Annotated in this window: 24 protein-coding genes and 1 pseudogene; 13 read left to right on the top strand and 12 right to left on the bottom strand. The window is 72.2% G+C overall.

Annotation, left to right across the window (positions count from 1 at the left end; translation table 11 throughout):
• The first annotated feature begins 1 nt into the window (after position 1).
• Positions 2-988 carry a pirin family protein gene (locus tag ENC19_RS01060; RefSeq protein ID WP_164445277.1) on the top strand — a complete coding sequence of 329 codons (987 nt, stop codon included), beginning with the start codon at positions 2-4 and terminating at the stop codon, positions 986-988.
• 50 nt (positions 989-1,038) lie between these two features.
• On the opposite strand, the gene ENC19_RS30845 is transcribed toward ENC19_RS01060, so the two are convergent.
• Entirely contained in the window at positions 1,039-1,167 is a 129-nt protein-coding gene (locus tag ENC19_RS30845) for a hypothetical protein (protein WP_268967959.1), read from the bottom strand.
• Positions 1,168-1,295: 128 nt separating this feature from the next.
• On the opposite strand from ENC19_RS30845, the gene ENC19_RS01065 reads away from it, so the two are divergent.
• The gene (locus tag ENC19_RS01065; protein ID WP_164445939.1) at positions 1,296-2,885 is read left to right on the top strand and encodes a phospholipase D family protein; all 1,590 of its coding nucleotides are present in this window, start codon (positions 1,296-1,298) and stop codon (positions 2,883-2,885) included.
• Here the strand turns inward: ENC19_RS01065 and ENC19_RS01070 are convergent.
• Positions 2,834-3,568 (bottom strand): acetoacetate decarboxylase family protein, encoded by a 735-nt coding sequence (locus ENC19_RS01070; protein WP_164445278.1) that lies wholly within the window; start codon positions 3,566-3,568, stop codon positions 2,834-2,836. The genes ENC19_RS01065 and ENC19_RS01070 overlap by 52 nt on opposite strands.
• A 392-nt stretch (positions 3,569-3,960) precedes the next feature.
• On the opposite strand from ENC19_RS01070, the gene ENC19_RS01075 reads away from it, so the two are divergent.
• Positions 3,961-4,785: a SigB/SigF/SigG family RNA polymerase sigma factor gene (locus tag ENC19_RS01075; RefSeq protein ID WP_164445279.1), complete on the top strand. Its 825-nt coding sequence runs from the start codon at positions 3,961-3,963 to the stop codon at positions 4,783-4,785.
• Positions 4,786-4,843: 58 nt separating this feature from the next.
• Here ENC19_RS01075 and ENC19_RS01080 read toward each other — a convergent pair whose 3' ends face one another.
• Genes ENC19_RS01080 through ENC19_RS01090 form a run of 3 tightly spaced genes read right to left on the bottom strand, consistent with a single transcriptional unit; the run spans position 4,844 to position 7,621 of the window.
• Positions 4,844-5,437, bottom strand: coding sequence for a GNAT family N-acetyltransferase (locus ENC19_RS01080; RefSeq protein ID WP_164445280.1), 594 nt, complete (start codon positions 5,435-5,437; stop codon positions 4,844-4,846).
• Positions 5,434-6,957: an APC family permease gene (locus ENC19_RS01085; RefSeq protein WP_164445281.1), complete on the bottom strand. Its 1,524-nt coding sequence runs from the start codon at positions 6,955-6,957 to the stop codon at positions 5,434-5,436. The genes ENC19_RS01080 and ENC19_RS01085 overlap by 4 nt, the downstream gene beginning before the upstream one ends.
• Before the next feature lie 37 nt (positions 6,958-6,994).
• The gene (locus ENC19_RS01090; RefSeq protein ID WP_164445282.1) at positions 6,995-7,621 is read right to left on the bottom strand and encodes a GOLPH3/VPS74 family protein; all 627 of its coding nucleotides are present in this window, start codon (positions 7,619-7,621) and stop codon (positions 6,995-6,997) included.
• A gap of 141 nt (positions 7,622-7,762) precedes the next feature.
• On the opposite strand from ENC19_RS01090, the gene ENC19_RS01095 reads away from it, so the two are divergent.
• The 3 genes and pseudogenes from ENC19_RS01095 to hrpB all read left to right on the top strand — a co-directional run bounded on the left by ENC19_RS01095 (position 7,763) and on the right by hrpB (position 11,400).
• On the top strand, positions 7,763-8,605 hold the full coding sequence (locus ENC19_RS01095; protein WP_164445283.1) for a helix-turn-helix domain-containing protein: 843 nt from the start codon (positions 7,763-7,765) through the stop codon (positions 8,603-8,605).
• A gap of 43 nt (positions 8,606-8,648) precedes the next feature.
• Entirely contained in the window at positions 8,649-8,840 is a 192-nt protein-coding gene (locus ENC19_RS01100) for a DUF397 domain-containing protein (protein WP_164445284.1), read from the top strand.
• A gap of 40 nt (positions 8,841-8,880) precedes the next feature.
• Positions 8,881-11,400: pseudogene (gene hrpB, locus ENC19_RS01105) on the top strand (ATP-dependent helicase HrpB).
• A gap of 4 nt (positions 11,401-11,404) precedes the next feature.
• Here the strand turns inward: hrpB and ENC19_RS01110 are convergent.
• Positions 11,405-12,133: a PP2C family protein-serine/threonine phosphatase gene (locus tag ENC19_RS01110; protein ID WP_164445285.1), complete on the bottom strand. Its 729-nt coding sequence runs from the start codon at positions 12,131-12,133 to the stop codon at positions 11,405-11,407.
• A gap of 220 nt (positions 12,134-12,353) precedes the next feature.
• Between ENC19_RS01110 and ENC19_RS01115 the strand changes: the two genes are divergently transcribed.
• Both ENC19_RS01115 and ENC19_RS01120 read left to right on the top strand, forming a co-directional pair.
• Positions 12,354-14,963: a glycoside hydrolase family 9 protein gene (locus ENC19_RS01115; protein ID WP_164445286.1), complete on the top strand. Its 2,610-nt coding sequence runs from the start codon at positions 12,354-12,356 to the stop codon at positions 14,961-14,963.
• Positions 14,964-15,125: 162 nt separating this feature from the next.
• Positions 15,126-15,656 (top strand): GNAT family N-acetyltransferase, encoded by a 531-nt coding sequence (locus ENC19_RS01120; RefSeq protein ID WP_309246119.1) that lies wholly within the window; start codon positions 15,126-15,128, stop codon positions 15,654-15,656.
• A 28-nt stretch (positions 15,657-15,684) separates the two neighbouring features.
• On the opposite strand, the gene ENC19_RS01125 is transcribed toward ENC19_RS01120, so the two are convergent.
• The 4 genes from ENC19_RS01125 to ENC19_RS01140 all read right to left on the bottom strand — a co-directional run bounded on the left by ENC19_RS01125 (position 15,685) and on the right by ENC19_RS01140 (position 19,428).
• Positions 15,685-16,644 (bottom strand): TIGR03885 family FMN-dependent LLM class oxidoreductase, encoded by a 960-nt coding sequence (locus tag ENC19_RS01125; RefSeq protein ID WP_164445287.1) that lies wholly within the window; start codon positions 16,642-16,644, stop codon positions 15,685-15,687.
• A gap of 42 nt (positions 16,645-16,686) precedes the next feature.
• The gene (locus tag ENC19_RS01130; protein WP_164445288.1) at positions 16,687-18,099 is read right to left on the bottom strand and encodes an NADP-dependent succinic semialdehyde dehydrogenase; all 1,413 of its coding nucleotides are present in this window, start codon (positions 18,097-18,099) and stop codon (positions 16,687-16,689) included.
• A gap of 14 nt (positions 18,100-18,113) precedes the next feature.
• Positions 18,114-18,377 (bottom strand): DUF6343 family protein, encoded by a 264-nt coding sequence (locus tag ENC19_RS01135; RefSeq protein WP_164445289.1) that lies wholly within the window; start codon positions 18,375-18,377, stop codon positions 18,114-18,116.
• An 88-nt stretch (positions 18,378-18,465) separates the two neighbouring features.
• Positions 18,466-19,428, bottom strand: a complete 963-nt coding sequence (locus tag ENC19_RS01140; protein WP_373688872.1) for an NAD(P)H-binding protein — start codon at positions 19,426-19,428, stop codon at positions 18,466-18,468.
• On the opposite strand from ENC19_RS01140, the gene ENC19_RS01145 reads away from it, so the two are divergent.
• Entirely contained in the window at positions 19,427-20,050 is a 624-nt protein-coding gene (locus ENC19_RS01145; protein ID WP_164445291.1) for an antibiotic biosynthesis monooxygenase, read from the top strand. The genes ENC19_RS01140 and ENC19_RS01145 overlap by 2 nt on opposite strands.
• 116 nt (positions 20,051-20,166) lie before the next feature.
• Complete coding sequence (locus tag ENC19_RS01150; RefSeq protein ID WP_164445292.1) at positions 20,167-21,015, top strand: GDSL-type esterase/lipase family protein; 849 nt, start codon at positions 20,167-20,169, stop codon at positions 21,013-21,015.
• On the opposite strand, the gene ENC19_RS01155 is transcribed toward ENC19_RS01150, so the two are convergent.
• Positions 21,003-21,770, bottom strand: a complete 768-nt coding sequence (locus tag ENC19_RS01155) for an EcsC family protein (protein WP_164445293.1) — start codon at positions 21,768-21,770, stop codon at positions 21,003-21,005. The two genes, ENC19_RS01150 and ENC19_RS01155, sit on opposite strands and share 13 nt — an antisense overlap.
• A 192-nt stretch (positions 21,771-21,962) precedes the next feature.
• Here ENC19_RS01155 and ENC19_RS01160 point away from each other — a divergent pair, with 192 nt between their 5' ends.
• The 3 genes from ENC19_RS01160 (at position 21,963) to ENC19_RS01170 (ending at position 24,270) form a co-directional block, all read left to right on the top strand.
• On the top strand, positions 21,963-22,880 hold the full coding sequence (locus ENC19_RS01160; RefSeq protein WP_164445294.1) for a proteasome assembly chaperone family protein: 918 nt from the start codon (positions 21,963-21,965) through the stop codon (positions 22,878-22,880).
• Positions 22,881-23,001: 121 nt separating this feature from the next.
• Entirely contained in the window at positions 23,002-23,799 is a 798-nt protein-coding gene (locus ENC19_RS01165; protein WP_164445295.1) for an exodeoxyribonuclease III, read from the top strand.
• 159 nt (positions 23,800-23,958) lie between these two features.
• Complete coding sequence (locus ENC19_RS01170) at positions 23,959-24,270, top strand: antibiotic biosynthesis monooxygenase family protein (protein WP_164445296.1); 312 nt, start codon at positions 23,959-23,961, stop codon at positions 24,268-24,270.
• 71 nt (positions 24,271-24,341) lie between these two features.
• Here the strand turns inward: ENC19_RS01170 and ENC19_RS29750 are convergent, their stop codons facing one another.
• Positions 24,342-25,061, bottom strand: a complete 720-nt coding sequence (locus ENC19_RS29750) for a class F sortase (RefSeq protein WP_328824146.1) — start codon at positions 25,059-25,061, stop codon at positions 24,342-24,344.
• Positions 25,062-25,103: the final 42 nt, after the last annotated feature.

Genomic DNA, 25,103 nt, shown 5'->3' on the forward strand with positions numbered 1-25,103 from the left:
GATGCCCGCCATCACCGTCGACAACGTCCTCGTCCTGCCCCGGCTGCCCCGGCTCGACGAGTCCACCGCCTTCCGGCCGGTCCGCCGGCTCACCACCGCGCCCAGCGGCTTCGAGGGCGAGGGTTTCCCGGTACGCAAGGCCTTCGCCGGGGTGCCGATGAGCGAGCTGGACCCGTTCATCATGCTCGACCAGATGGGCGAGGTGGACTACGCGCCCGGCGAGCCGAAGGGCACCTCCTGGCACCCGCACCGGGGCTTCGAGACCGTCACCTACATCATCGACGGCATCTTCGACCACCAGGACAGCCACGGTGGCGGCGGCACGATCACCAACGGCGACACCCAGTGGATGACCGCCGGCAGCGGCCTGCTGCACATCGAGGCCCCGCCGGAGCACCTGGTGGTCAGCGGCGGGCAGTTCCACGGCACCCAGCTGTGGGTCAACCTGCCCCGGGCGGCGAAGATGAACCCGCCGAAGTACCAGGACATCCGGGGCAACCAGGCCGCGCTGCTGACCACCCCCGATGGTGGGGCGTTGATCCGGGTGATCGCCGGTGAGATCGCCGGCCACCGGGGGCCCGGATCCACGTACACCCCGATCACCGTCACCCACGTCACGGTCGAGCCGGGGGCGCAGGTGGATCTGCCCTGGCGGCCGGACTTCAACGCGCTGGTGTACGTGCTCGGCGGGCGCGGCACGGTCGGCGCCAACGGACGCGGTGTCCGCACCGGACAACTGGCCGTGCACGGGCCGGGTGACGCATTGCGGTTCAAGGCGAACGCCCGCCAGGACAGCCGCAACCAGACCCTCGACCTCTACATCATGGGCGGGCAGCCCATCCGGGAGCCGGTGGCGCACTACGGCCCGTTCGTGATGAACACCCGAGACGAGTTGATCCAGGCGTTCGAGGACTTCCAGGCCGGCCGGCTCGGCGTCGTCCCGGCGCAGCGGCTGCCGCACAGCGAGGGTCAGGGCGAGCGCCCCTGAGCGAGCGTCGGACGCGGGGCGGCTCCGGTTACCGGGGCCGCCCGGCCGGCTCAGGAGACGGCGAAGATGCCGGCCACGCCGAGCAGGACCATCACCAGTACGGTCAACAGCGCCCCCCGCTCGCCCTCCACCGCCTGCTCGCGGTGCTCGGTCGCGGAGTTCGTCGGCTCGCCGGACATGCTTCGGCTCCTCCCTGCTCGGGTGCGGGTCGGTCGCCAACAGCCAGCAGCCAGCAGCCCACCAGCGTGCGAGCCCGACCACGGGTTCGTATGGTGAGGACGTGAACGACCTCTCTGAGGGCGGGAGCATGCCGCTACAGGACTGGTTCCTCACCGCACCGGAACGCGCCAACCCGGTCTCTGAGTTACCCGTCTGGACCAGTGGAAACCTCGCCGAGCCGCTGATTCACGGTGCCGCGTACTTCGACCGGCTGGTCACCGAGGTCGACGGGCTCGGCGCGGGCGATCACCTCTTCTTCGCCGACTGGCGGGGGGACCCGGACGAGCGGCTCCGCCCGGACGGGCCGACGATCTCCCAGTTGTTCGCCCGGGCCGCCCAGCGCGGCGTGGTGGTCAAGGGACTGATCTGGCGGTCGCACCTCGACGTGCTGTCCTACAGCCACCAGGAGAACCGCAACCTCAGCGAGGCGATCTCGGCCGCCGGCGGCGAGGTGCTGCTCGACCAGCGGGTCCGGCGAGGTGGATCGCACCACCAGAAGCTGGTGGTGCTGCGCCGCCCGGCCGCCCCCGAGCAGGACATCGCCTTCGTCGGCGGCATCGACCTGTGTCACAGCCGCCGCGACGACGACGCGCACCACGGTGACCCGCAGGCGGTACGGATGGCCGCGGCGTACGGTGACCATCCGCCCTGGCACGACGTTCAGCTCGCGCTGCGCGGGCCGGTGGTGGGCGCGCTGGACACCACGTTCCGCGAGCGGTGGACCGATCCGATGCCGCTGGACTCGGAGAACCCCCTGGCCTATCTGCGCGACCGGCTCCGCGGGGCGGACCTCACCGCCGGGCCGCTGCCGGACCAACCCGCCGATCCGCCGGCCTGCGGGCCGCACCACGTCCAGGTGTTGCGCACCTACCCGGCGGTCCGACCCCGGTACGCGTTCGCCCCGGACGGCGAACGGACGGTCGCTCGCGGCTACACCAAGGCGGTACGCCGCGCCCGTCGGCTGATCTACCTGGAGGACCAGTACCTCTGGTCCGCCGAGGTGGCCGAGCTCTTCGCCGCGGCGCTGCGCGACAATCCTGATCTGCATCTGGTCGCGGTGGTGCCCCGCCATCCCGACGTGGACGGGCGGCTGGCCCTGCCACCGAACACGGTCGGTCGAGAGCAGGCGCTGGCCCTGTGCGAGCAGGCCGCGGCCGGGCGGGTGCACGTCTTCGACGCGGAGAACCACGCCGGCACCCCGGTCTACGTGCACGCCAAGGTGTGCGTGGTCGACGACGTGTGGGCCTGCGTCGGCAGCGACAACTTCAACCGGCGGTCCTGGACGCACGACAGCGAACTGTCCTGCGCGGTGCTGGACGACACCGCGGACGAGCGCCCCCCGCACGATCCGGCGGGTCAGGGTGACGGGGCCCGTCGGTTCGCCCGGGAGTTGCGGCTACGCCTGCTCCGCGAGCACCTGGACCGCGATCCAACCGGCGGCGACGACGCCGACCTGGTCGATCCGGACGACGCGGTCGCCGCGATCACCGCCGCCGCCGAGGCGTTGCAACACTGGTACGACGGCGGCCAGGTGGGACCACGCCCACCCGGCCGGCTGCGACCGCACCGCGCCCGGCGCCTGCCCTGGTGGACCCGGGCCTGGGCGCTGCCCGCGTACCGCCTGGTCTACGACCCCGACGGCAGGCCGCTGCGAGCCCGCCGGTCGGGCACCTGGTAACCCGGCGCCACCTCACCGAGGATCGTCAGCCCACCCGGGTACGCGAACGAGGAGCGCGGCGAGTAGTAGCCCCAGGCGATGGTGAGCGGGTTCTCCGGGCGCAACGCGTACACCGGGTGGTCCGGATCGAGAAACTCGACCGATTCGATCTCGAACGAGGTGGACGGTTCGGCGATCACCGGATAGATGCTGCTGACCAGCTGACCGTGCAACTCGGTCAGGTAACGGTGGTGGCCGTTGTGCATGGCGTGTCCGGTGTCGCCGACGCGCACCCGGGCTCGGATCACCGGCACACCCTCGATGTCCGTCCCGGTGGCGATCGTGTCGCCCTGCTCGGTGATGGTGGTGCGACCTGGCACGGCCGGGGCACCCCGGGCCAGGGCGTAGGTGCGCACCCGCTCGCTAGAGGTGACGTAGTGGGTCCACCAGCCACCGGGGGTTACCCCGTCCGGGGCGTCCATCCCGACGAGCGTGACACCGAGATAGGTGAGCGAGTAGGAACCGAAGCCCGAGGTCTGGCTCTCGTCGTCCACCACGTACTGGTTCATGAAGACCTCGCGGTCCGGGTGGGGCCGTAGCCCCGGGGGGACCAGCGCCGCCACCGCGTCCGGGTCCGCCGGCAGCCAGCTGAAGTACAGCGTCCGGCTGTTCACGACGAGGTGGGGAACGGCAGGATCGAGCACGGCACCTCCGGAGCAGGGATGTACTCCGCGACGCTAAGCCCAGTCCCGTTCACGGGACAACGACGGATTGATGACACTCCGCTTGCCATCCGGGTCAGCCATCGTCCGTTCGACGAACCGACGTCCTCGTTCGGCCCGACGACGAGGGTCGCACGGACATCTGCGACTGGCCCGATCGGTCGGTCGAACCGCACAATCCCGGTCGCGCCACCCTCCTCGGCGCACCGCTGTGGGAGATTTTGCGGCTTTCATGACCGGAAATCACTTAAGTACATCGTCCGTTCGGCTAGATTTCTAGGAGACGATCGGGCTAAGGTGACTCCCGAACGTACTAACGGAACTAACCAAAGCGTCACGTCTATATCCGCGGACGAGGTGCAGGGAGGACCACCATGACCGCGTCAACGATCACCGAATCGGCGACCACCCCGGCGACCCCGACCCCGAAGCTCGACCCGCGGGCGCTCACCGACAGCGCCGCCGAGCTGCTGAACGCCATGGCCGCGCTGCCGGCCGGGCACCCGTCCCGGGCCGCGCTGCGCGACCGGGCGATCGAGGCCTGGTTGCCGCTGGCCAACCACCTCGCCCACCGCTACAGCGGTCGCGGCGAGCCCACCGACGACCTCGCGCAGACCGCCGCCGTCGGCCTCATCAAGGCCATCGACAAGTTCGACCCCTCCCGCGGGGTCGACTTCGCCGGCTACGCGATCCCCACCATCATCGGCGAGCTGAAGCGGCACTTCCGCGACCGGACGTGGGACATTCGGGTGCCCCGCCGCCTGCAGGAGCTGCGGCTGGCCATCTCGGACGCCAACAGCTCGCTGCTGCAGTCCCTGGGCCGCTCCCCGACGGTGGCCGACATCGCCGCACATCTGAAGCTCACCGAGGAAGAGGTGCTGGAGGGCCTGGAGGGCGCCCGCGCGTACAACGCGGTGTCGCTGTCCACCCCGACCGGCGACGGCGATCGCGCGACCGAGCTGGGCGACATGCTCGGCGGTGAGGACAGCGAGTTCGAGCTGGCCGAGCTGCGGGTGGCGCTGGGCCCGGCGCTGGCCACGCTCGACGAGCGCGAGCAGAAGATCCTGACGCTGCGGTTCTACGGCAACCTGACGCAGTCGCAGATCGCGGAGCAGATCGGCGTGTCGCAGATGCACGTGTCCCGGCTGCTGGCCCGGGCCCTGACGAAGCTGCGGGGGCAGCTCGACGGAACGTACTAGGGGGGTGGCGATGGTGGCCGGGTCCGACGGACCCGGCCACCATCGTCTTCGCGCCACCTCAGCCGGCGACCGGCTCCCGCCACATCGGCCAGAACGGCGTGCCGTCGGGCAGCCGGAACGGCTCGGCGACCCGGTAGCCGTGCCGCGCGTACAGGTCGCGACTGGTCTCGCTGCTCGCCTCCAGGTACGCCGGCATGCCGTTGGCGTCCAGCCAGGCGTGATGGTGGCCCAGCAGTGCTGTGCCGACGCCCTGGCCCTGGCGGTCCGGCCGCACGGCGAGCAGCGCCAGATGATGGTGGTCGGCGTGCGGATGGTTCGCCGCGAACAGCTCGTCCAGGTGCACGAAGTTCGGGGTCCACTCCCCGCACGCCAGGGCCAGCCGGGCGTCGTAGTCCTCCGGCGGCGGCAGTGGTTCACCGACCGACGGCAACCAGACGGCCACCCCGGCGCGGTCCGCGGTGCCGAACACCAGTCCGTGCCGCGTCGCGTGCTCGACGATGATCTCGAAGTTCCCGGCCAGCACCGACTCCCGCTTGGCCTCGTCCGGCACCAACCAGCGGGGCTGGTCCAGCACCATGAACGCCTCGGCTATCCGGGCGGCGACCCAGCGGGTGTCGTCCGCGCCGAGCTGCCCGATTTCCGGCCGGCTCATCGCCGCACCTGCGCCGTCGGCGCCGGCTCGGTGACCGACGGGGGAACGACCACGGCCGCCGCGCTCTCCGCGCCCAGGCCGATCCGGGCGTACGTGTCGGGACGCCGCCGCCGTAGCGACAGGCCCCACAGTCCGCCCAGCAGCGCCGCCACCGGGTAGGCCAGCGGGATCGCCCAGCGCAGCGGCGAGTCCGGCTCGACGCCGAGCAGGTTGGCGAAGTTCTGCACCGCCAGCACGATGATCGCGACGAGTGCGATCGCGGCGAGGCCGGGCGCGACCAGCCGCCGCCACAGCGTCTCCCGCTCACCACTGCGGGCGAAGTACGCGATGATCGCGACCGCGGTGGTGGCGATCAGCAACAGCACGCCGAAGCCGCCGCTGGTGCCCAGCCAGAAGAACAGCTGCAGGACCGGATCCCAGCCGTTGACCGCGTACAGGATGATCACCAGCAGGCCCAGCACGCTCTGCGCGATCGAGGCGGCCCGGGGTGCGCCGGTGGTCGGCGAGGTCCGCCCGAACACCGCCGGCAGCACCCGCTCCCGGCCCAACGCGAAGGCGTAGCGCGCGGTGGTGTTGTGGAACGAGATCATGGCGGCCAGCACCGAGGTCAGGAAGAGGGCCTGCCCGATGGTCAGGACGGTGTCGCCCAGGTGCGCCCCGGCCAGGTTGAAGATCAGCTCGACGCTCTGGGTACCCGCCTCCTCGACGATCCGGTCCGGCCCGACCGCCACCGTCATGCTCCACGAGGAGAGCGCGTAGACCACCGCGATGATCGCCACGGACAGGTAGGTGGCCATCGGCACCGTACGCTTCGGGTCCTTGCTCTCCTCGCTGAAGACCACCGCCGCCTCGAAGCCGACGAAACCGAGGATCGCCAGCACCAGCACCGCGCCGAGCCCGGGCACGAAGAAGTTCTCCGGCGAGAACGCGGCGAAGCTCACGCTGCCACCGGCCGGGTTGCCCAGCTGGCCGAGATCGAACACCACGATGATGGCGATCTCGGCGCAGAGCAGCGCCGCCAGCACCATGCCGTTGATGTCCACCCGGAGCAGGCCGAGCATCGCCACCAGCGCCCACGCCACCAGCGCCACGATCCACCACTGTGGCGTGATCCCGAACAGCCGGTCCAGCACCGGTGCCGCCGCCGCGCCGATGGTTCCGTAGAGCCCGACCTGGAGCGCGTTGTAGGCGATCAGCGCCACCCAGGCCGTACCCACACCGGCCGGGCGTCCCAGCCCCCGGGCCACGTACGCGTAGAAGGCACCGGCGTTGGCCATCCGCCGGGCCATCGCCACGTAGCCGACGGAGAAGACGGCGAGCACCACGGCCACCGCCAGGAACGCAAGCGGAATGCCGAGCACGCCGATGACCCCGTAGCCGGTGGTGACGACGCCGGCGACCACGGTCAGCGGGGCCGCCGCGGAGAGGACGAAGAAGATCACTGAGGGAACGCCGAGCCGGCCGCGGGCCAGCGCCTCGGAGACGTTGCTCGGTCGTTCGGTTGTCGCTGTCGAGGACATGTACCGCTCCGGTCTGAGGGGAAGGGGGTGTACCGGGTCAGGGGGCGCCGCGCAGCACCGCCGCACCAACGGCTGCCTCGGTGTGCGCCACGAGTTCCTTCAGCGGGTCCGGCAGGGCCGGGATGATCAGGTTGAGTCGGTGGTGTGCGCGCGGGCCCGCGCTCCACAGCACCTCCCGGGTCAGGCCGGCGGCGGCGACCAGCCCGAGCAGCGTCGCGTCGGGGACGCTGGGCGGTTCGGCGCGCTCCAGCAGCGCCCGTAACCGGGTGGCCGGCCAGGCCACGACGTTGAGATCGATCGGCTGGTAGCTGACGGTGGTCCGCAGCAGTCGCCGGCTCTCCTGCCGGCGCAGCACACCGGCCCGGGACAGCCGCTCACCCACCGCGGTCACCGAGGTCTGGGCGAGAAAGCTGAGCCAGGTACGCACCGACTGGTGCTGCGCCTCGCCGAGCAACTGGTCCAGCACCGTGTGGGCCAACGCGTCGGCCGGTGGCCGACGGTCGATCACGCCGACCTGACCCCCGGAAACGGTGATGTGTCCATAGAGGATCAGCTCGCCGAGGAGCCCTCCGGCCAGCCCGAGACTTGTCGCCGCCGGGTGCAGCTTCGCCTTGCCCCGGGTGTCGTTGTGCGCGATCAGAAAGAACTCGTCGGCGGTGAGCACACGTCCTCCCGAGCCGGCCGTCCACAGTGATCGCTAACCGGGAAAGGATGCACCGAGCGCAACTGCAACGCAACTCCCGTTTTCGGCAGTTGCACTCCGTGGTGAAGCGACCTGCGCCTTTTCCCGTGACAGACTCGGAGGGTGACCGCGAGCCCCACCGTTCGACGCCGCCGTATCGCCCGGGAACTCCGCCAGTTGCGGGAACGCGCCGGCATGACCCTGGACGTCGCCGCCCGGCAACTGGACATGTCCAAGAGCAACCTGTCGCGCATCGAGAACGCGCAGATCGGCATCAAGCCACGCGATGTCCGGGCCGCGCTTGCGCTGTACCAGGTCACCGGCAGCGACGCCGAGGCGCTCATCGAGATCGCCCGAGGTGCCCAGCAGCGCGGCTGGTGGCAGCACTACAGCGACGTACTCCCGGAATGGTTCGAGTTCTACGTCGGACTGGAAGCCGAGGCCGCCACCCTGCGCACGTACGAGGCCGAGGCGGTGCCCGGCCTGTTGCAGACCGAGGCGTACGCCCGCGAGGTGTACCGGCTGACCGCCGGCGAGGAGGACCTCGATCGTAAGGTGGCCGCCCGGCTACGCCGGCAGGACGTGCTGCGCGGCGACCATCCGGTGGAGCTGTCGGTGGTGCTGAACGAGGCGGTACTGCTACGCCCTGTCAGCGAGCGCACCGTCATGGCGGGTCAGATGACCCACCTGGAGACCCTCGCCCAACTACCCAACGTAACCCTCCAGGTACTTCCCTTCGAAGCCGGCGGACATCCGGCGATGAACTCGCCGTACGTGCTCCTCACGTTCGCCGACGCGGCCGACGCGGCCGTTGTCTACCTGGAAAATCTCTCCACGGGCCTGGCACTGGAGGAGGTCGCGCAGGTGCGCTCGTATAGCCTTGTGCACGAGAGGCTGTGCAGTCTGGCACTCGATCCAGCGGCGTCCCTGATCCGCCTGAAGGAAGCTTCTCGTTACTTTACGTGACCGCTGCATCGCGGTCACTGTCGGTATCGACGGAGGGATCGCGATGACCGCGCTCGACCTGTCCCGGGCGGAGTGGCGCACCAGCACCCGCAGTGTGGGCAACGGCAACTGTGTCGAGGTGGCCACCGTCGACGGTGCAGTCGCGGTCCGGGACAGCAAGGACCGGCACGGCCCGGTGCTGACGTTTCCGCCGTCGGCCTGGCACGCCTTCGTCGTCTGCGCCCCCACCCGCTGACCCCGGGAGGGCCTGGGCAGGGGCGGTGCGAGACTGGGCCGTGCTCTCCGACGTGCCCATCGACCTGCCGGTCCGGCCGGTGCTGCCGGCGTTGGTGGCGGCGCTGGGCTCGGCCGGCAGCGCGGTCCTGGTCGCCCCGCCGGGCACCGGCAAGACCACCCTCGCCCCACTCGCCGTGGCCGACGCGGTGGCCGGGCGGGTGATCGTCGCCCAGCCGCGCCGGGTGGCCGCCCGTGCCGCCGCCCGGCGGATGGCGGCCCTGCTCGGCGAGCCGGTCGGTGGTCGGGTCGGCTACGCGGTCCGGGGTGAGCGACGGGCCGGACCGCGTACCCGGATCGAGGTGGTCACCACCGGGCTGCTGGTCCGCCGGTTGCACCACGACCCGGAGTTGGCCGGTGTCGACGCGGTGCTGCTCGACGAGATCCACGAACGTCAGCTCGACGCCGACCTGGCGCTCGCCTTCAGCGTCGAGTCCCGGGCCACCCTGCGGCCGGAGCTGTGGCTGCTGGCCATGTCGGCGACCCCGGAGGCGGACCGCTTCGCCGCCCTGCTCGGTGGCACGGTGCCGGCACCGGTGGTGCGGGCCTCGTCGGCACTGCATCCGGTGACCCGCGTATGGGCGCCACCGCCACGGCCCGTGGCCCCGTCCGGCGCCGGCCCGGTGGACCGGGCACTGCTCGACCACGTCGCCGCCACCGTCCGGCGGGCCCTGCGCGAGCAGGAGGGCGACCTGTTGGTCTTCCTGCCCGGCGTGGGCGAGATCGCCGCCGTCGCCGGCCGGCTGGCCGACCTGGGCGACCGCGTGGACGTGCTCCGCCTGCACGGTCGGCAGAGCGGGGTCGACCAGGACGCCGCCCTGCGGGTGGGAGACCGGCGGCGGGTGGTGCTGGCCACGGCGGTGGCGGAGAGCAGTCTCACCGTGCCGGGCGTACGGACGGTGGTGGACGCGGGCCTGTCCCGGTGGCTCGGTTGACCTGGCCCGAGGGCTGGGGCGCTGGTCACCGTGCCGGTTTCCCGCGCGGCGGCGACCCAGCGGGCCGGTCGGGCCGGCCGGGAGGCGCCCGGCCAGGTCTACCGCTGCTGGTCGCCCGCGGCGCACGAGCGGTTGGCCGCACAGCCGGAACCGGAGATCGCCACCGCCGACCTGACCGGGTTCGCCCTCGAACTGGCCGCCTGGGGCGCCCCCGGCGGAACCGGTCTCGCGCTGCCGGACCCGCCCCGGCGGCGGCGATGACGGTGGCGTACGAAACGCTCACCGCCCTCGGTGCGATCGACGCGAACGGCCGGATCACCGAGCGGGGGCGGACCGTCGTCGCGGTCGGCGCGCATCCCCGGCTGGCCCGGGCACTGCTCGACGGGGCCGATCACGTCGGTGCCGATCGTGCGGCGCAGGTGGTGGCGCTGCTCAGCGAGCCGACCGTGGCCGGTCCCGGCGACGATCTCGGCGCCGCCTGGCGTCGGTTGCGCGCCGGCACCGACCCGGCCGCCACCGCCCGCTGGCGCGCGGAGTGCGCCGGCTGCGCGCCGCCCTTCCGACGGGTCCGTCCGGTGGACCGCAGCGGCCAGACCAGCCGGGGTGGTTGCCCGACGAGCTGGCCGCCGGGTTGCTGGTTGGGTTGGCGTACCCGGAACGGTTGGCCCGGGTGCGGCGGCCGGGTGGTTCGGCGTACCTGATGAGTGGCGGAACCGCAGCGGAGCTGGCACCCGGGTCGGGGCTGGTGGGTGTCGACTGGTTGGCCGTCGCGGTGGCCGACCGCGCTCCCGGCGCACCGTCCGCCCGGGTCCGGCTGGCCGCCGTCCTCGACGAGGGGACCGCCCGCGCGGCGGCCGGCTCGCTGTTGCGCAGCGAACGGGAGGTCGGCTGGTCCGGCGGGGACGTGGTGGCGAGGGAGGTGCTCAGGCTGGGTGCCATCGGGCTGGTCGACCGTCCCTGACCCGGCCCGACCCGGACGAGATCGCCGCCGCGCTGCTGGCCGGACTGCGCGACACCGGGCTCGACCTGCTGACCTGGACCCCGGCGGCCAGGGCGCTGCGTGAGCGGCTGGCCTTCTGCCGGTACGCGCTCGGCGACGACTGGCCCGACGTCTCCGACGAGGCGCTGCTGGCCGGTGCGCCGCACTGGCTCGGGCCGGAGCTGGCCGGTGCCCGACGGCGGGCCGATCTGGCCCGCGTCGACGTGCTCGGTGCGCTACGCCGGCTGCTGCCCTGGGCGCTGGCGGGGCGGCTGGACGACCTGGCGCCGGAGCGGATCGCGGTGCCCAGCGGTTCGCGGATCCGGGTCGACTACGCCGACCCGACCGCGCCGGTGCTCGCGGTCCGGCTCCAGGAAACCTTCGGTTGGGCCGAGGCGCCCCGGGTCGGTGGCGGGCGGGTGCCGGTGCTGCTGCACCTGCTCTCCCCCGCCGGTCGGCCGGTGGCGGTCACCGCCGACCTGGCCTCCTTCTGGCGCTCCGGCTACCGCCAGGTCCGCGCCGAGCTGCGCGGACGCTACCCGCGCCACCCCTGGCCGGAGGATCCGACCACGGCCACGCCGACGCGGCGGGTCGGACGGCGCTCCTGAGTGCTCACGGCTCGTCGACCACGTCGGCGATGACGACGGTGATGTTGTCCGGTCCACCCGCCTGCAACGCGAGGTCGATGAGGCCGCGTGCGCAGGCCTCCCGCTCCCGCTGGCCGGCCAGCACCTCGGCCAGGGTGTCGGCCCGTACGACGTTCGACAGCCCGTCGCTGCACAGCAGCCAGCGGTCGCCGGCCCGGGGCACCATCGTCGCGTACGTCGGCGAGACCTCGTCGCCCTGCAACGCCTGGGTCACCACGGCTCGACGCGGGTGGCTACCGGCCTGGTCCGGGGTGATCAGGCCCTGGTCGACGAGCATCTGCACGAAGGTGTCGTCCCGGGTGATCTGCTTGAGCACTCCGTCGCGGAACAGGTACGCCCGGGAGTCGCCCACGTGGGCCAGCGCCAGGCAGCTGCCGGTACGCGCGAACAGCAGCGCGGTCAGCGTGGTGCCCATGCCCTGCCGCTGGGGATCCTCGGCGACCGCCTGACGGATCCGCTCGGTGGCCAGCTTGATGCCGTTCTGCAACGCGGCGACCAGCACGTCCTCCGGCGTCTCCACGTCCAGCGGCGTGATCGCCCCGACGGCGATGGCGCTGGCCAGATCTCCGGCGGCCATGCCGCCCATGCCGTCGGCGACGGCGACCAGCCAGGTGCCGGAGTGCAACGCGTCCTGGTTTCCGCTGCGGATGAGCCCACGGTCGCTCGCCCCGGCGGAACGCAGCTTCAGGGTCATGGCACGCAGCCTGCCAGGAGTAGGGCTCGGTTGTCTCTAGGAGATCAGGACCGCCCGGCGTGGCGCGGTGAATCTCACTGACGGTGAACATGAATTCTCATCGGATGCGATCGATTGACATGTCCTGCGCGTCCTGGAAACATGCCCGATACCTGGGAGCGCTCCCAGGTCACACCCCCACTTCGCCTGATCCGTCCCGCTCGTCGGAAGGACTTCCCCCGTGACGCCATCCCGACGTCGTCTCGCGGTGCTCGCCGCGGCGACCGCCGTGGTGCTGGTCGGCGTTAGCGCCGGCACCGCTTTCGCCGATCCACCCGCTGACGCCCCCGAACAGATCCGCAACGGTGACTTCAGCGACGGCTCGTCGCCCTGGTTCTCCTACGGCACCAACACCCTCGGCGTAGTCGATGGTCAGCTCTGCGCCACCGTGGCCGCTGGCCTGGCCAATCCCTGGGACGCCGGCATCGGCCACGACGCGCTGCCGCTGATCGCCGGCGCCGAGTACACCCTCGGCTTCGACGTCACCTCCACCCCGGGTGGCCCGGTGGCCGCCGTGCTGCAACTCGGCAGCGAGCCCTACACCGGCTACTACTCGGTCACCGCCGCCGCGACCCCGACCCAGCAGCGCGTCGAGCGCACCTTTGTCGCCCCGAACGACGACAGCCGCGCCCAGCTGATCTTCCAGATCGGCGGTAGCGCCGAGGCGCGGACCGTCTGCCTGGACAACGTCTCGCTGCGCGGCGGCAACCCGCCCGAGCCGTACGTGCCGGACACCGGTCCCCGGGTCCGGGTGAACCAGGTCGGTTACCTGCCCGGCGGGCCGAAGAACGCCACAGTGGTGACCGAGGCCACCGAGGCGCTGCCCTGGGAGCTGCACTCCGCGTCCGGAGCCGTGCTGGCCAGCGGCACCACCACGCCGCGCGGGGTCGACGAGGCGTCGGCACAGAACGTGCACTCGGTGGACTTCTCGTCGTACCGCACCCCGGGACAGGGGCTGACGCTGGCCGTGGACGGCGAGGTCAGCCACCCGTTTGACATCTCCGGCACGCTCTACGACCAGTTGCGCTCGGACGCCCTGCAGTTCTTCTACATCCAGCGCAGCGGTATCGAGATCGACGGTGACCTGGTCGGCGAGGAGTACGCCCGACCCGCCGGCCACCTCGGCGTCGCACCGAACCAGGGCGACACCGACGTGCCCTGTGTCGCCGACTCCTGCGACTACCGGCTCGACGTCCGTAGCGGCTGGTACGACGCAGGCGACCACGGCAAGTACGTGGTCAACGGCGGTATCGCCACCTACCAGCTGCTGAGCGCCTTCGAGCGGACCAAGAACGCCGCCACGGCCGGCTTCGGTGCCGACCTCGGCGACGGGACGCTGCGGCTGCCCGAGCGGGACAACGGGGTGCCGGACATCCTCGACGAGGCCCGCTGGGAGTTGGAGTTCCTGCTGCGGATGCAGGTGCCGGCCGGCAAGCCGCTGGCCGGGATGGCCCACCACAAGATCCACGACCGGAACTGGACCGGCCTGCCGATGCAGCCCGAGGACGACCCGGAGCCGCGTGAGCTGCACCCGCCGTCCACCGCCGCCACGCTGAACCTGGCCGCCGTCGCCGCCCAGTGCGCCCGGCTGTTCGCCCCGTACGACAAGGAGTTCGCGCAGCGCTGCGGCAGCGCGGCGAAGACCGCGTACGCGGCGGCCAAGGCCAACCCGGCCCGGTACGCCCCGGCCACCGGCAACGGCGGTGGCCCGTACGACGACACCAACGTCACCGACGAGTTCTACTGGGCGGCCGCCGAGCTGTACCTGACCACCGGCGAGCCCGCCTACCTGACCGACCTGACCGCCTCGCCGCACCACACCGGCGACGTCTTCGACCCCCGTGGCTTCGGCTGGCAGAGCGTGGCCGCGCTGGGCCGCCTCGACCTCGCCACCGTGCCGAACGGGCTGCCGGCCGCCGAGCGGACCCGGATCCGCGAGTCGGTCATCGCCGCCGCCGACAGCTACCTCGCCGAGATCCGTCGGCAGGCGTACGGGCTGCCCATGCCCGGCGACCCCAACAGCTACTTCTGGGGCGGCAACGGCGCCATCATCAACAACGCGGTCGTGCTGGCCACCGCCTTCGACCTGACCGGAGCGGCGAAGTACCGCGACGGCGCGGTGCAGACGATGGACTACATCCTCGGCCGCAACGCGCTGAACATCTCGTACGTGACCGGTTGGGGTGAGCACGCGGCGGAGAACCAGCACAGCCGGATCTTCGGCTTCCAGCTCGACCCGAGCATGCCGAAGCCGCCGGCCGGGTCGATCGCCGGTGGTCCGAACGCCGCGCTCCAGGACCCGTTCGTGGAGCAGCTGCTCGAGGGCTGCGCACCGATGTTCTGCTACGTCGACGACATCGCCTCGTACTCCACGAACGAGGTGGCGATCAACTGGAACTCGGCGCTGGCCTGGATCTCCTCGTTCCTGGCGGACCAGGGCGATTCCGCTGCGGTGCCGGCACCCACCTGCACGGTGTCGTACACCAACTACGGCTCGTGGCAGGGCGGCACCGGCTTCACCGCCCAGGTGAACATCCGCAACACCGGCACCGCCGCGGTGAACGGCTGGACCGCCCGGTTCGCCTTCACCGGCGACGCCAAGGTGCGCGAGGCGTGGATGGCCAAGGTGACGCAGTCCGGAGCGACGGTGACCGCGAAGAGCGAGTCGTACAACTCGCGGATCAACCCGGGTGCCTCGGTGATGTTCGGGTTCAACGCCACCACCGGCGGCGGCGCGAACCCGGCGCCCAACCTGGTCACGGTCAACGGCGCGCCCTGCACCGTGTCCTGATCCCCGGGTGGGGTGCCGTCGGCGACCGGCGCCCCACCCGGCCCCCGTCCCGCACGCAGTGATCAAGAGGTTCTGGTCCGGACTCGTCAGGAGTCCGGACCAGAACCTCTTGGTCGTCGGGCACGGGTGGCGGGGTCGGCACCGTGCGGCAGGATAGGGGCCGTGGGTGATCTCGACGGAGTGGTGTTGCGTCACGGCGGGCCGGCGGACGCGGGGGCGGTGCTGCGGCTGCTCGACGACGCCACCGCCTGGCTGGTGGCGCGAGGTCGGACCGGGCAGTGGGGCAGCGGGCCCGCCTCGACGGATCCCCGCCGCATCGCCCAGGCCGACGCGTGGGCCACCGGCGGCGGACTGTGGCTGGCCGAGGTGGACGGACGTCCGGTCGGTGCACTGGTGGTGGGGACCGCCACCGAGTACGTCCCACCCGCGACCGAACCGGAGCTGTACGTCAACCTGCTGGTCACCGACCGCGCGTACGCCGGGCGGGGAATCGGTGGGCGGCTGCTGGCGCACGCCGCCGACCTGGCCCGGCAACGCGGGGTCGGGCTGTTGCGGGTGGACTGCTACGCCGGCGACGACGGCGCACTCGTGCGCTGGTACGAACGCCAGGGCTTCACCCCCACCGACCCCTTCACCGTCCCCCGCCCCAACCACCCACCCTGGCCCGGCCAGGTCCTCACCCGCCCCCTCTAGCCCGCCCACCCGCGGGTGGTGGGGTGGATCAGGCGCGGAGCTTGGGGAGGACCTGGTCGCCGAAGGTGTCCAGGAAGGGGCGTTGATCCTGGCCTACGTGGTGGAGAGCGATCTGGTCGAAGCCCAGGTCGACGTACTCCTCCAGCCAGCCGACGTGCCGCCCCAGGTCGGCGGAGATGTTGACCACCTGGGCGAGCCGGGCCATCGGCACCTCGGCGGAGACCACGTCGAAGTGCTCCGGGGTGGCCAGATCCCAGCAGACCGGCGGCGCGAAGACGTTGCTGCGCCACTGGTCGTAGGCGATCGCCTCGGCCTCGGCCTGCGCCGGTGCCCAGCTCAGGTGCACCTGGAGATGCACCGGTCCACGACCTCCGGCGTCCCGGTAAGCCTCGATCATGCGGCGCAGGTGGTCGGTCGGCGCGTTGACCGTGATCAGGCCGTCCGCCCACTCGGCGCACCAGCGGGCGGTGGCGACGCTCACCGCGGCGCCGACAAGCGCCGGCGGCTGCTCCGGACGGCTCCAGAGCTTCGCCCGGTCGACCCGGACCAGACCGTCGTGACTGACCTCCTCGCCCGCGAGGAGGGCGCGGATGACGTCCACGCACTCGCGCAGCCGCGCGTTGCGTACGTCCTTGCGTGGCCACGCGTCGCCGGTGATGTGCTCGTTGGCGGCCTCACCGGAGCCCAGGGCCGCCCAGAACCGGCCCGGGTACATGGCGGCGAGCGTGCCGATCGCCTGCGCGATGATCGCCGGGTGGTAACGCTGCCCGGGGGCGTTGACCACCCCGAACGACAGGCCGGTGGCCTGCAACGCCGACCCGAGCCAGGACCAGGCGAATCCGGAGTGGCCCTGACGCTCGCTCCAGGGCGCGAAGTGGTCGGAGCACATGGCGGCGTCGAAGCCGACCTGCTCGGCGTGGACCACCGCCGCCAACAGTTCACGCGGGTGGATCTGCTCGTGGGAAGCGTGAAACGCGATCGCCGTCATGCCGCGCTTCACTACCCAGCCGAGCCCGCTCGTAAGCAGCGGCTACTCGGAGTGGGCGCCGGCCCCGGCGGTGGCCGCCCCCTCCCCCACCCAGACCGTCTTGACGTTGCAGAACTCGTGCATGCCGTGGGCGGAGAGTTCCCGGCCGTAGCCGGAGTTCTTCACGCCGCCGAAGGGCAACTCGGGGTAGGACGTCGTCATCCCGTTGATGAACACGGCACCGGCCTCCAGGTCGGTGGCGAAGCGCTGCTGCTCCTGCGGGTCACGGGTCCAGGCGTTCGAGCCGAGACCGAAGCTGGTGCCGTTGGCCAACTCGATCGCCTCGTCGTACGACGCGGCCCGGTACAACCCGGCCACCGGACCGAACACCTCCTCCGCCCACATCCGCATGCCCGGGTGCAGATCCGTCACCACCGTCGGCGGGTAGAACCAACCGTCGCCGCTCGGCTTCTCCCCGCCACAGAGCACGGTGGCTCCCTTGTCGACGGCGTCCCTGACCTGAGCGTCGACCTCGTCGCGACCCCGCTCGGAGGCCAACGGACCGACGTCGGTGTCGTCGTCCATCGGGTCGCCCACCCGCAGTGCCGACATGCGGTGTGCGAACGCCTCGGCGAAGGCGTCGTAGACGTCGGTGTGCACGATGAAGCGCTTGGCCGCGATGCAGGACTGGCCGTTGTTCTGACAGCGGGCGGTGGTGGCGACCTGGGCGGCCAGTTCCACGTCGGCCGACGGCATCACCACGAACGGATCGCTGCCACCCAGCTCCAGCACCGTCTTCTTCAGCTCCCGGCCGGCGATCTGCGCGATCGACCGACCGGCGACCTCACTGCCGGTGAGCGTGGCGGCACGGACCCGGGGATCGCTCAGGATCCGGTCCACCGCCTCGGAGCCGACCAGCAGCGTGGTGAACGCGCCCTCGGGGAAGCCGGCCCGCCGGAACAGGTCCTCCAGCAGCAGCGCGGTCTGCGGCACGTTGGAGGCGTGCTTGAGCAGGCCGGTGTTGCCCGCCATCAGGGCCGGCGCGGCGAAGCGCATGACCTGCCAGAGCGGGAAGTTCCACGGCATCACCGCCAGCACCGGCCCGATCGGCTGGTAACGGACGAATGCCCGGGTCGCCGAGACCGCCTCGGCGTCGGCCGGCTCGTCGGCGAGGAACTCGGCGGCGTGCTCGGCGTAGAAGCGGCAGGCGGTGGCGCACTTGGTGACCTCGGCCCTGGCCGCGGCGAGCGTCTTGCCCATCTCGGTGGTCATCAGCCGGGCGATCTCGTCCCGTTCCGCCTCCAGCATCTCGGCCGCCGTGGTCAGCCACCGCCCGCGCTGCTCGATCGTGGTCCCGCGCAGCTGCCGGTACGCCAGGTCGGTCCGTTCGATCGCGCCGTCGATCTGCTCGTCGGACATCGGCTCGTACGTCTTGAGCACCTGGCCGTTCACCGGGTTGGTGGTGGCGATGGTCATCAGGACTTCTCCCGTCACTCGAACAGCGAGTGCCGCGCGCCGGGCTCCTCGCGACGGCGGGCGGCGCGACGACGCTGGATGATGACCAGGTCGACGACGGCAACCACCGCGAAGACGGCGCAGACGACACCCAACCAGGCCACGTCGGCACGGAACGCCAACACCGCGAAAACGGTCATGGTGACGAGCCCGAAACTGGCCAGCGCCAGCCGCAGGTTCAGCGCGCTGTACGCGTGACCGACCGTGCCACGGGCACGCCGGGGCTGTGATCTCGTCATCATCCCCACCTACCCCGCGCCGCCGGAGCTAACCGTCGTCCGACCCTTTCCGCCCCGTCGCAATGGCGTGGCGGGCCGCCGCGACCCGTCAGGAACGCCAGGCGCCACGGGCCGCTGCCTCGGCGGCGTACGCGGCAAAGCTCTTCGGATCGTGGCCGGTCACCTGCCGGACCGTGCCGGTCGGCTGGCCGTCGCCCAGGTCGCGCAGGGCCCCGAACGCGGCGATCTCGCCCGCCACCTGCTCGGCCGGCACCCCCAACGCGAGCATCACCGTCCGATAGTCGTCGGCCGTACCGAGATGACGCACCGGGCGGCCGACCGTTTCGGTGAGGATCGCCGCGGCCTCGCCGAAGGAGAGCGCGTCCGGGCCGGTGATCTCGTACGTCCGGCCGGCGTGTCCGGCACCGGTGAGGGCGGCGACCGCGACGCCTGCGATGTCGTCGGCGTCGACGAAACACTGGCGGGTGTCGCCCACCGGCACGGCGATCTCCCCGGCGAGCACGGCGTCCCGGAAGAAGCCCTCGTCGAAGTTCTGGTCGAACCAGTCGGGGCGCAGGATCGTCCATTGCGCGCCGCAGGTGCGTACCGTCTCCTCCGCGGCCATCAGGCGCTCGTCCCCCATCGCCTCGATCGCCCGGCTGGAGAGCAGCACCACGCGGCCGACCCCGTGCTCCACCGCCAGCCGGACGAAATCGGATTCGACCGGCCGGTCGTGCGGAGCCATCAGATACATCGCAGTGACCCCGGCGAGGGATGCCCGCCAGGAATTCGGATCGGTCCAGTCAAAGCGCGCTTCTCCCGAGCGGGACGCGGATCGGAGCGGGTGACCGGCGTCCCGCAGCCGGCGGACCACGCGCCGACCGGTCGTACCGGTGCCGCCGAGCACAAGAGTCATGTCCTGGTTCGTCATGCGCCCAGTCGAGCAGCCGCCTGTGACAAAGGCGGGCACCGAGGCCACTGTCGCCATGGGTCGCGTTACCGCCGTGCGTTGCGTTACACCGGCCCGGCGTGACCCGACCTTTCCGGGCATCGGCGGGGAACATGGACCCATGACCGTGAGCCATGCCGAGCCGGTGACCGTCGCCGTCGCCCGCCGCGCCGACCCCGCCCGCACCGAGGAGATGGTGGCGTGGATGCGGGCCGGCACGGCGCTGGCCGAGGCGTTCCCGGGTTTCCTGGGCGCGGGTTGGGTGCGCAGCGCACCCGGGTCGGGCGACTGGCACATGCTCTACCGGTTCGCCGACCCGGACACGCTGCGCCGCTGGGAGGAATCGCCGCAGCGCCACTGGTGGCTGACGTCGGCACAGGGCATCGTCGAGCACACCCACGTCGAGCGGCGGACCGGCATCGAGGGCTGGTTCGATCCGCCGCGCACGGCGGCCGTCGAGCCGCTGGACGCGGAACCGACCGTTTCGCAGTCGCCGCCGCGCTGGAAGCAGGCGGTGACGATCTGGTTGGCGTTCTTCCCGCTCAGTCTCACCGCCACGCTGCTGACCGGCCAGTTCCTGCCGGGGCTGCCGACCGCGGCGCGGGTGCTGGTGATGACGCTGACCCTGACCCCGCTGATGACCTACCTGGTCCTGCCCCGGATCACCCGGGCGTTGCACTGGTGGCTGCACGGCCGGGCAGCGCCCTGGCGCGGGCAACGGACGCCCCGGGGCCCGCGCATATAGCACGGCAATCGGGGACATCACAGGGCACTGCCGCATCCCCGACAGCGCGTGACCAACCGACCTCACCCGCGTAGAGTCACCGTGCCGTCGCTCTGCGCTGTGAGGCTAGGGAAGTCATGCCTGGACGCTGGACCACCGCCGCCGTCTGCCTGCTCGCACTCGTCGCGTTGGCCTGCGAGGCGGGTGGAGATGCGGCGCCGCGCCCCTCGGGCACGGCCCAGCCCGGTTCCCCCCGCGTCGTCGCCGCCCTCGGTGACTCGATCACCACCGGCTTCGGGTCCTGCCTGGTCCTCACCTCGTGTCAGCGCAACTCCTGGTCGACAGGGGACGGCCTGCGGGTGGACAGCCACTACCGGCGGCTGCTCGACCGGAACCCGGGGCTGCGCGGGAAGGCGCACAACCATGCCCGGGCGGGGGCCCGGGCGTCCGCGCTGGCCGGTCAGGCGGAAGCGGCGGTACGCGACCGCGCCGACTACGTCACGGTGCTGGTCGGGGCCAACGACGCCTGCCGCGCCACGATCGACGCGATGACCCCGGTGGCCGACTTCCGGGCCGAGATCAACCGAGGGTTGCGGGTGCTGCGCGAGGGACGCCCGAAGGCCCGGGTCCTGGTCGTCAGCATCCCGAACCTGTACCGGCTCTGGGAGGTCGGCCATGACGAGCCCCGGGCGGTACGCGCCTGGCGGCGGGGCGTGTGCCCGGCGCTGCTGGCCGACGCGACCTCGACCGCGCCGGCCGACCGGAGCCGCCGCGCCGCGTTCCGCGAGCGGATCGCCGCGTACAACGCTCAGCTGAAGGCGGAGTGCCGCGCCTACGGCTCGCGGTGCCGCTACGACGGCGGCGCCGCGCACCGGGTCCGCTTCGACCTGGATCTGGTCAACCGGCTCGACTACTTCCACCCCAACACGGCCGGCCAGTCCCGCCTCGCCGACGTGACCTGGCGCTCCTCCGGCTACGCCGACTGATCGCCCGCCTGGTCGGGACGACGGGGCAACGGAACCCGGGGGCCGCCGTGCTGCCGGTAGAGCGCCCGGGAACGCTCGGCCAGCTTCTTGGTGGCCGAGGAGTTCGCCCAGGTGCCGAGGATGATCGCCGCTCCGGGAACCACCTTGGCGAAGAGCCGCTTCGCCGCGCGTACCCCGGCCATCTGGGCGAGCCGGACGCCCAGGTGCAGCATCACCCGGCCGAGCGGTGCCTGTCCGCCACCGCCGAACAGCGCGCCCGCACGCTCGCGTCCGGCCGCCACCCCCAGCGCCACCCGGGCGCTCGCGGCGACCTTGTGCACCTTCTGCAACACCAGCAGGTCGGTGGCGCGGTCGGGATGCGTCGGGTCGGCACCGTACGCGGCGGCGACGTGCAGGACCATCCGGGACTGGGTCCAGGCCAGCACGCCGACGTCGATCACCGCGCCGGGCAGTCCGGCCGCACCGGAGACGGCACCGGAGAGCCGGGCCTGGTTGACGAACCGACGTACCGCCTGCTCCGCCAGGGCCTCGGCGCTGATCCCGGGCTGCGCGGCCCGGACCCGCTGCGCCCACTGCGCGGCCTCCGGGCCGAGCCTGCGCACCGCTTCCAGCGCGAGGTGCTCGGGAGCGTACTGCGGATCCTGGCGCATCCGGTCCCACAGCGTGGCCGGTGGCGCCTCGACGACCCGGCCGCCCGGCGGAGGCGGGGCGGGGGTGACGGACTGGCCCTCGGCGGGCACGGGGGGATCACTCATCACCTCTCCTTTCGGTGGCGCCCATCCATGTGTACCCCGCTGGAGCAACGGCGTACCGTCGGCCGATCACCCGGCGACGCCGGGCCGGGCGGACCGGCGCGGCAGGAATGCACGAGGATGGCAGGTACGTTCTGGCGATCGGGGTGCCGGCAATCCGGTGGCCCGTTACGCACATGCAGGGAGGCCGCACCGGTGCTCGACCCACACGAGCTCTACGAACTCACCGACGATCTGCCCGACCTCGGTCAGCCGGTCCTGATCCAGGCGCTCACCGGTTTCGTCGATGCCGGTAACGCCAGCCGGCTCGCCCGCGAGCAACTGCTCACCTCGCTGGAGTCCCGCCCGATCGCCCGGTTCGACCTGGACCAGCTCTTCGACTACCGCTCCCGCCGGCCGGTGATGACCTTCGTCGAGGACCACTGGGAGAGCTACGACGACCCGCAGTTGGAGCTGCACCTGCTCCACGACGACGACGAGACCCCGTTTCTGCTGCTCACCGGCCCGGAGCCCGACCTTCAGTGGGAGCGGTTCACCGCCGCCGTCGCCGGGCTCGCCGCCCGGCTCGACGTCCGGCTCACCGTCGGGCTCAACGCGATCCCGATGGCGGTGCCGCACACCCGGCCGACCGGCGTGACCGCGCACGCCACCCGGCGTGACCTGATCGCCGGCTACGAGCCGTGGCTGCAACGGGTGCAGGTCCCCGGCAGCGTCGGCCACCTGCTGGAGTTCCGCCTCGGCGAGGCGGGCCGCGACGCGCTGGGCTTCGCCGCGCACGTACCGCACTACGTGGCACAGGCCGAGTACCCGGCCGCCGCCGAGGTGCTGCTGGCGTCGGTGTCCCGCAGCACCGGGCTGCTGCTGCCCCGCGACGGGCTGCGCTCGGCCGCCGAGGTGGTACGGGTGGAGATCGACCGGCAGGTCGCGCAGAGCGACGAGGCCACCACCCTGGTCCAGGCTCTCGAGGAGCAGTACGACGCGTACGCCCGGGGTCGGGGCGAGAAGAACCTGCTCGCCACGGAGAACGGTCCGCTGCCCACGGCCGAGGAACTCGGCGCCGAACTGGAGCGGTTCCTCGCCGAACAGACCCGCCCCAACAACGACACCCCCTGAAAGGGCACCATCTCGACGGCTCGCGGGCCGGTAGGGGCGTGACTCGGCACCGGCGCGCCGGCCGGTGGTGCGGCAGCGCGCCGGCCGCGCGGGTCGGGGCCGGATGGGGCAGGCTGGCACCATGCGCCTGGCGACGTGGAACGTGAACTCGGTGAAGGCCCGGCTGCCCCGGCTGCTCGACTGGCTGGCCGGCACCGGTCCGGACGTGGTCTGCCTCCAGGAGACCAAGTGCCCGGACGGTGCCTTCCCGGTGACCGAGGTGGGTGAGCTGGGGTACACCGTGGCCAGCCACAGCGACGGCCGGTGGAACGGGGTCGCCATCCTGTCCCGGGTCGGCCTGGCCGACGTCACCGTCGGGTTTCCCGGCGAGCCCGGCTTCCCCGAGCCGGAGGCCCGCGCGATCTCGGCCACCTGCGGCGGGCTGCGGGTCTGGTCGGTGTACGTGCCGAACGGCCGCGCGCCCGACGACCCGCACTACGCGTACAAGCTGGCCTGGTTGGCGGCGCTGCGGGACGCGCTGGACACCGAGCTGACGAATCGGGCACCGCTGGCCGTCTGCGGCGACTTCAACGTGGCACCCACCGACGACGACGTGTGGGACCCGGCGCTGTTCGTCAGCTCCACCCACGTCACGCCGCCCGAGCGGGCCGCCCTGGCGGCGCTGCGCGATCTCGGCCTCACCGACGTGGTGCCCACTCCGATGAAGGGCCCGCACCCGTTCACCTACTGGGACTACCGGGCCGGCATGTTCCACCAGAACAAGGGCATGCGCATCGACCTGGTGTACGCCTCGGCCCCGCTGGCCCGCGCCGTCCGGTCGGCGTACGTGGACCGGGAGGCCCGCAAGGGCAAGGGCCCCTCCGACCACGCCCCCATCGTCGTCGACGCCGACCTGATCCCCACCGTCGAGTCCTTCTGACCCCCACGCCGACCCGGCGCGGCCGTGGCCGCCGACCCGGACGGGTGCTGGCGCGAGATGCCGCAACTCGGCCTCTCCCGCCGCCAGGAAAGCCCCACTTACCGCAACCCGCGCCCATGCCCGGCGCCCGCTGGCGAGGGCAGCGGCTAGGGTGAGGCCATGGCAGTTGTGAAGATCAACGCGATCGACGTTCCGCCCGGTGGCGGCGAGGAGTTGGAGAAGCGGTTCGCCGCCCGGGCTCGCGCGGTGGAGAACTCCCCCGGTTTCCTCGGCTTCGAGCTGCTGCGTCCGGTGGCCGGCGACAACCGCTACTTCGTCTACACCCGGTGGGAGACCGAGCAGGCGTACCAGGACTGGGCCGCCGGCCCCGCCCGAGCCGCCCACGCCGCCCCGCCCGGAGCCGAGCAGCGGCCACCGGTCGCCACGGGTGCGACTCTCCTCGAATTCGAGGTCGTGCAACAGGTCCCCTGACCGGCCCCCGGTTCACCGCTGCTGAAACACCACCGCCTCGTCGCCGAACCGGAGCAGTAGCGGCGGGTAGGTCAGGAGGGGCGGGTGGTGGTGAGGGTGGCGAAGGCGATGACGTTGTCGGCATAGCCGGTGCCGCCGCCGAGCCACTCGCCGCCGCAGGTGATCAGCCGCAGGCCGGGCGGGCCCTCGTGGCCGTAGACCCGGTCGGCGGGCAGTCGATCCTTCGGGAAGTGTTCGACCGAGTTGACGGTGAACACCGCCACCGAGTCGTCCTCCCGGAGGACCTCGACGGTGTCCCCCACCTTCAGCTTGCCCAGGTGGTAGAAGACCGACGGGCCACTCTTGGTGTCCACGTGCCCGACGATGACCGCCGGGCCCGGGTCCCCCGGCACCGGCCCCCGGTCGTACCACCCGGTTTCCTCGTGCCGGCTCAGCGGCGGCACGGCGATCGAGCCGTCCGGTGCGTCACCGACCGGTTTCACCGGCGCGGCGACGTCGATCGACGGGATGGACAGGCTCACCGGCCGCGCGGCGGTACGTCCGGCGGACACCGTCGAGGCTCCGCCGGAGCCCCCTTCGCCGCCGGTGGCCGTCCAGTCGAGCGGCCCCCCGACGGTGTGCCTGAGCCCGGCGCCGGTGGCGAACACGCCGGCCAGCACGAGCACCACTGCCAGCGGCAGCGACCACGGGCTGCGCCTGGGACGCGCCGGGCGGCCGGACCCGCCGGCACCGCGTGGTGCCCGACGACGGTCGGTGAACGGTGCCGCAGCCCGGGCGCGACGGGAGCCCACGTCCGGCACCGCCGCCCACCCGTGCGGGCGCGGCGTGGCACC

Source organism: Verrucosispora sioxanthis, from assembly GCF_010560025.1.
GTDB classification, from domain to species: Bacteria; Actinomycetota; Actinomycetes; order Mycobacteriales; family Micromonosporaceae; genus Micromonospora; species Micromonospora palythoicola.